The organism is Liquorilactobacillus uvarum DSM 19971, from assembly GCF_001434935.1.
Lineage (GTDB): Bacteria > Bacillota > Bacilli > Lactobacillales > Lactobacillaceae > Liquorilactobacillus > Liquorilactobacillus uvarum.
Genome location: NZ_AZEG01000009.1, coordinates 90,348 through 96,515, shown reverse-complemented (window position 1 = coordinate 96,515; position 6,168 = coordinate 90,348). Strand labels below are relative to the sequence as shown.

The window sequence follows — 6,168 nt, the reverse complement described above, 5'->3', positions numbered from 1 at the left end:
TAGGAGACCCTACACATTTGATTCGTCGAAACTTTGTTCAGTTTTCAAAGATCTACAAAATTCAAAGCAATTAATATTATATCAGCTATTCTTTACAAAAGCAAGTGTTTTTTTACATCGCTTCACATAACTTAACAGCCAACTTTTATAGTATACCATGTATTACAAAAATAGCAACTGCAAATTTGGATTTTTTGGCTGTGTAAAACAAAAAAGCTATCATCGCAATTATTATCCATTTCAAAATAGGACTAACTATTTTGGCTTGCTTTTAAATACTTTTTAACCCTATTACTAATATTCACTAGAAAAAATAGAGCAGCCTACGCTGCTCTATCAATACACTTGCACTATTTTTAAAATCTTTATTTATGTTCTTCAGGACGCAGAGTTGGAAATAAAAGCACATCACGAATTGAAGGTGCGTCTGTCATTAACATTACTAAGCGATCAATACCAACACCCAAACCACCTGTTGGAGGCATACCGTATTCCAAAGCCTCGACATAATCTTCATCAATGCCTTCAGCTTCATCATTTCCAGCTTCACGTTCCTTAACTTGAGCCTCAAAACGCTCTTTTTGATCAATTGGATCATTTAATTCTGTGAAAGCATTGGCAAATTCATTTCCCAAAATAAACATCTCAAAACGGTCTGTAAAGCGTGGATCATCAGCATTTTTCTTTGCTAGTGGTGATACTTCAACCGGATGACCATAAATAAAGGTTGGGTTCACAATTTTGTCCTCACAAAACTTATCAAAGAATTCATTAATGATATGTCCGACTTCCCAATAGTCTTCATAGTGAACATTATATTCATTTGCGATTTTTCTTGCTTCATCAACAGACATTGGTTTCCAGAAATCAACACCAGTTTCATTCTTAATCGCATCCACCATATGAACACGCTGAAATGGTTTGTTAAAATCAACCTCATTTCCTTGATATGTAACAAGACCGTCATTCGTGACAACCGACGCAGCCGCTTTGAAAATCCCCTCAGTTTCGTCCATAACATCTTTGAAATCAAAGTACGCTGCATATGACTCAAGCATCGTAAATTCAGGATTATGTTTTGTATCAATTCCCTCATTTCGAAAGACCCTTCCAATCTCATAGACACGTTCCATTCCACCAACAATCAACCTTTTAAGGTGTAATTCCAAGGCAATTCGAAGATACAGTGAAATATCAAGCGCATTGTGGTGAGTTTTAAAAGGTCGTGCGGAAGCGCCACCTGCTTGATTATGCAGTACAGGTGTTTCAACCTCTGTAAAGCGTTGTCCATCCAAATACTTTCTGATCGCGGTTATGATTTGGCTCCGTTTAAGGAAACGATCAAAACTATCACGATTTGAGATTAAATCCAGATAGCGCTGACGATAAATTTGTTCAACATTTTGAAGGCCATGAAATTTATCTGGCAATGGACGCAAAGCTTTGGAAAGAAAAGTGATGTCTGTTACTCTGATTGTCAGCTCACCCATATCGGTTTTAATAACATCTCCTGTAAATCCGAGATGATCTCCAATATCGGAACGCTTGAAAATATGATACTTTTCTTCTCCAATAACATCTTTTCTCACATATACTTGAATTCTTCCATCCCGGTCCTGAATGTCAGCAAAACCCACTTTTCCTTTGCCTCTTTTTGCAACCATTCTTCCCGCAATCGTTTCTTTGATCTCTTTATTCTCAAGTTCTTCTTTTGACTCATTTCCATACTTTTCATGCAACTCCTGAGACAAAGCTGTTCGTTCAAAGCGATGCCCGAACGGATCTATCCCATTTTCCCTTAATTCTTGCATTTTTTCCCGACGCACACGCAGCTGATCATTCAAATTTTGTTCCTTTGCCAAACTAATCCCTCCAAAAAATCTTTTCTCTTACTATATTGCCAATTTAACACATAAAAAGCAAATCTATTTTACCTGCACGTTTCGCTCATGCCTTCTCTCTGCACGTTCAAGCAAATCAGCTAAAAAAATGTCAAAAATAGAGTTCATCTCATTTTCTGTATTAGCTGAATTTAATGCTGCTTTGGCACGCGCAGATCGTGGAATCCCTTTCAGATAATATGCAGCTTGACTTCTAAATTCTTTTGGCCCAACAATTTCACCCTTTAGCAATACTAAACGATGCAAGTGCTCTTTAGCAACACGTATTTTTTGTTCAGGAGTCGGTTCTGGTACAACTTCTTCACCAGCTAAATACTCTGCAGTTTGCTTTACAATCCATGGATTTCCTAATGCTGCGCGTCCGATCATAACCGCATCAGCGCCAACATCTTCCAGCATTTTCTTTGCATCCTCTGGTGTTCTGACATCACCATTTCCAATAAAAGGAATTTTAGTCAAATGGTCGGCAACATCTTTCAAAATTCCCCAGTCAGCATGCCCTGTGTATAATTGTTTTCGTGTTCTTCCGTGCATAGCTAATGCAGCAGCACCAGCCTCTTCTGCAGCCAAAGCATTCTCAACTGCATAAATATGGTCTTCATCCCAACCGGTTCTCATCTTGACTGTAACTGGCTTATTGCATGCGGCAACTACTGCGTGTACCATTTCATACACCTTGTTCGGATCAAGTAACCATCGAGCCCCAGCTTCCCCTTTTGTAACTTTAGGCACTGGGCATCCCATGTTGATATCAATAATATCAACATCAGTTGTTTCCTCAATAAAACGTGCAGCTTCAACTAAAGTTTCTTTATTTCCACCAAAAATTTGAACACTCACTGGATGCTCACTTGGATCAAATTTCAACATGCCTAATGTCTTCTTGTTTCTGAATTGAATACCCCGATCCGAAATCATTTCACACACAACAAGTCCAGCACCAAATTCTTTGCAGATCATACGAAAAGCAACATTCGTTACCCCAGCCATTGGAGCAACCACAACTTGATTTGGAATTGTGATATCACCGATTTTCCATTCCATTTCTACACCTCATTTTTTATTCGCCAAAACTTAATCTTGCAATAACAGTATAAGTTAAAAAACTAAACAATTAGTTAATTTGTTTTAAATGCAAGGTTTTCAATTCATCTTCACTAAAATAATATTTTTTCCCACAAAAATGACAAACTGCTTCTGCTCCATGATCTTCCTTAATCATAGTTTCCAAATCTCTAGGCGCAATACTTGAGAGAGACTGCGCAAAACGTTCTTTTGAGCAGTCACAACTATACGAAACAGGTACCTTATCTAAAAGTTTAACATTTTCTTTGCCACAAAATTTAAAAATAATCTCTTCAGGAGACATGTTTTGAGACATCAACTCAGCAAGCGATGGCAATGTACTTAATTTTTTTTCGAGTAGTTTAATCACATCATTTGATGCTTTAGGAAGAACTTGGATCATAAAACCTCCAGCCGCTTTTACAGAATTGTTGTCATCCATAACAACTGACAATCCAACTGCAGAAGGAATTTGTTCGGATTTTGCCAGATAATAAGTAAAATCCTCACCTAATTCACCTGAGACAAGTGGTACTTGCCCAGTAAATGGCGTTTTTAATCCTAAGTCTTTTGTTACTGACAAAAAGCCTTTAGAACCAACTGCATCTTTAACGTCAATTTTATTTTTGTTTTTTAAAGGGAAATGAACCTGCGGATTTTGCAGATACCCCTTTATCTGTCCTAGTGCATTACCATCCACTACAATAGCGCCGGCCGGCCCGTCTCCCATAATTCTAACTGTCATTCTTTCCTTGCCCTTTAATGAAGCTGCACTTAACATCGACGTAGCTGCTATTGTGCGTCCTAAAGCTGCAGTGGCTGCACTCCAAGTGTTGTGAATTTTTTGAGCCTCTTGGACCGTCTGTGATACATCAACCGCATAAATTCTGAGCTGATCCTCATAAGCTAGGCTCTTTACAAGATAGTCTTTCATTTTTCCTCCAAATATAACTCTCTCACATATTTTGTTTTTTCTAATAAACAAGGAGCGGGACAAAACAATTTTACAACCGTTTCATTCCGCTCGCTTATTTTATTTCGTTCCCAAATATTTGCCATTCAATTGCTTAACTTTACTCTTTATCTTTAGGATAAAATGTAACTGTGTCTGAATTTTTCTTTTCATCAGATTCAGACGAGTTCTTTACATCTTTTTGTTTTGCAGCTTCCTTACGTTCAAGAGCTTCTTTTGACTCTTCAAAAGTTGCAGCTTTTTCGCTAGGAAATTCCTCACCCTTTTTAGCAGGCATCTTACCTGTTTCAAAAAGGCTTAAGATTTGTTTCTCATCCAAGGTCTCATATTCAAGTAAAGCCTCAGCAATAATTCGATGTTGTTCACGATGTTCTTCAATAATCTTTTTAGCTTGCTCCATACCCTCAACGGCTAAATTTTTAACTTCTTCATCGATCATATTTGCGGTCTGACCGGAATAATTTGGTTGACCAGCCATACCACCACCAGCAAACATATTACTTTGTCCTTCATATTGTACGGGTCCTAATTTAGTGCTCATCCCATATTCTGTAACCATTGCTCGAGCTAATTGAGTAGCCTGTTGGAAATCATTTGAAGCTCCTGAAGACTGCTCACCATATACAATTTCTTCAGCAGCACGACCACCCATTAGACCTGCAATCTGTTCTTTTAGATCATGTCTAGACAACAACATCTGATCTTCTCTAGGAAGCATGATTGCGTAACCTCCAGCACGGCCACGTGGTACAATTGTTACCTTATGAACGACACGTGCATCATTCAGCACTAGACCTACAATAGTATGCCCTGCCTCATGAAAGGCAACTGTATGACGTTCTTTTTTACTGATAACACGATCTCTTTTCGCAGGTCCTGCAATAACACGATCTTCAGCTTCATCAATATCAGATGCATCAATTTGCTTCTTGTTACGCCGAGCAGCCAGCAAAGCAGCTTCATTCAGTAAATTCTCTAAATCGGCACCAACAAAACCAGGTGTTTGTTTAGCCACCATTTTCAAATCAACATCATTTGCCAGTGGTTTGTTTTTAGCATGGACCTTTAAGATAGCTTCTCGTCCCTTAACGTCTGGACGTCCAACAAGAATCTTACGATCGAATCGTCCTGGACGAAGTAAAGCAGGATCAAGAACATCAGATCTATTTGTCGCGGCCATGACAATAACTCCCTCATCGCCTGCAAAACCATCCATTTCAACCAGTAATTGGTTCAAGGTCTGTTCACGTTCGTCATGTCCGCCACCCATACCGGCACCACGTTGGCGACCGACAGCATCAATTTCATCAATAAATATAATTGATGGTGCATTCTTTTTTGCATTTTCAAATAAATCACGTACACGGCTAGCACCAACACCAACAAACATTTCAACAAAATCAGAACCAGAAATTGAGAAGAATGGAACTCCTGCCTCACCAGCAACAGCTTTAGCAAGCAATGTTTTACCTGTTCCTGGCGGTCCTTCAAGGAGAACTCCTGAAGGTATTCTGGCACCTAATGAAAGGAATTTATGCGGATCACGCAAAAATTCAACAACTTCAACTAACTCCTGTTTCTCTTCCTCTGCTCCAGCAACATCAGAAAAACGCACTTTATTTGCTTTCTTATCGACAGGCTTTGCCTTGGATTTGCCAAAATTCATAACACGGCCATTTCCACCGCCCTGGCCGGCTTGTCCCATCATCATGTAGAAAAAGAAAATGAAGAAAATTACAGGTAGAAGATATATGAGTAATTGAAGCCATAAGCTACTTGACTCTTCTTCTTTTGTCCCTACCTTAACATTATTTTTCTGCGAATAATCTTGAATCTGTTTGACTGCAACATCATTGGTCAACACATTAGTTGAAAAAGATGTCACCTTATTGCTGCCACTAGTCAAACCGCCTAATCCGGTGGATTCTTTGACCTTTCGAGCTTCCTTATATGTACCTGCTATTTTATAGGTACTGCCTGAAGGCTGCATTGTAAAATCTTTGACATTATTTTTCTTTAATTCTGTAACAAATTGGCTAGATTGGATTTGTTGAGACTGCGAATTTGTTTTACCACCAAAGAAGTAATACAACATTCCCATTATCCCAAGGAAAATCACAATATAAAACAGACTATTTTTAAAGAGCCCATTCTTTTTATTGTTCATACGTTTCCTCCTTGACTACATATGCATAGCTTAATTAATATTGTTTAGTTCGTATTATCGAA

The 6,168-nt window shown here is 38.5% G+C and carries 4 protein-coding genes; all 4 read right to left on the bottom strand.

Annotation, left to right across the window (positions count from 1 at the left end; genetic code table 11):
* Window positions 1-365: 365 nt before the first annotated feature.
* The 4 genes from lysS to ftsH all read right to left on the bottom strand — a co-directional run bounded on the left by lysS (window position 366) and on the right by ftsH (window position 6,106).
* Complete coding sequence (gene lysS, locus FD20_RS06245; RefSeq protein WP_057736803.1) at window positions 366-1,862, bottom strand: lysine--tRNA ligase; 1,497 nt, start codon at window positions 1,860-1,862, stop codon at window positions 366-368.
* 63 nt (window positions 1,863-1,925) lie between these two features.
* Window positions 1,926-2,945 (bottom strand): tRNA dihydrouridine synthase DusB, encoded by a 1,020-nt coding sequence (gene dusB / locus FD20_RS06240; protein WP_057736801.1) that lies wholly within the window; start codon window positions 2,943-2,945, stop codon window positions 1,926-1,928.
* A gap of 70 nt (window positions 2,946-3,015) precedes the next feature.
* Complete coding sequence (gene hslO, locus FD20_RS06235; RefSeq protein WP_057736799.1) at window positions 3,016-3,900, bottom strand: Hsp33 family molecular chaperone HslO; 885 nt, start codon at window positions 3,898-3,900, stop codon at window positions 3,016-3,018.
* 139 nt (window positions 3,901-4,039) lie between these two features.
* A complete protein-coding gene (ftsH, locus tag FD20_RS06230; RefSeq protein WP_057736797.1) occupies window positions 4,040-6,106 on the bottom strand; it encodes an ATP-dependent zinc metalloprotease FtsH in 2,067 nt (688 codons plus the stop codon).
* Between the last annotated feature and the right edge of the window lie 62 nt (window positions 6,107-6,168).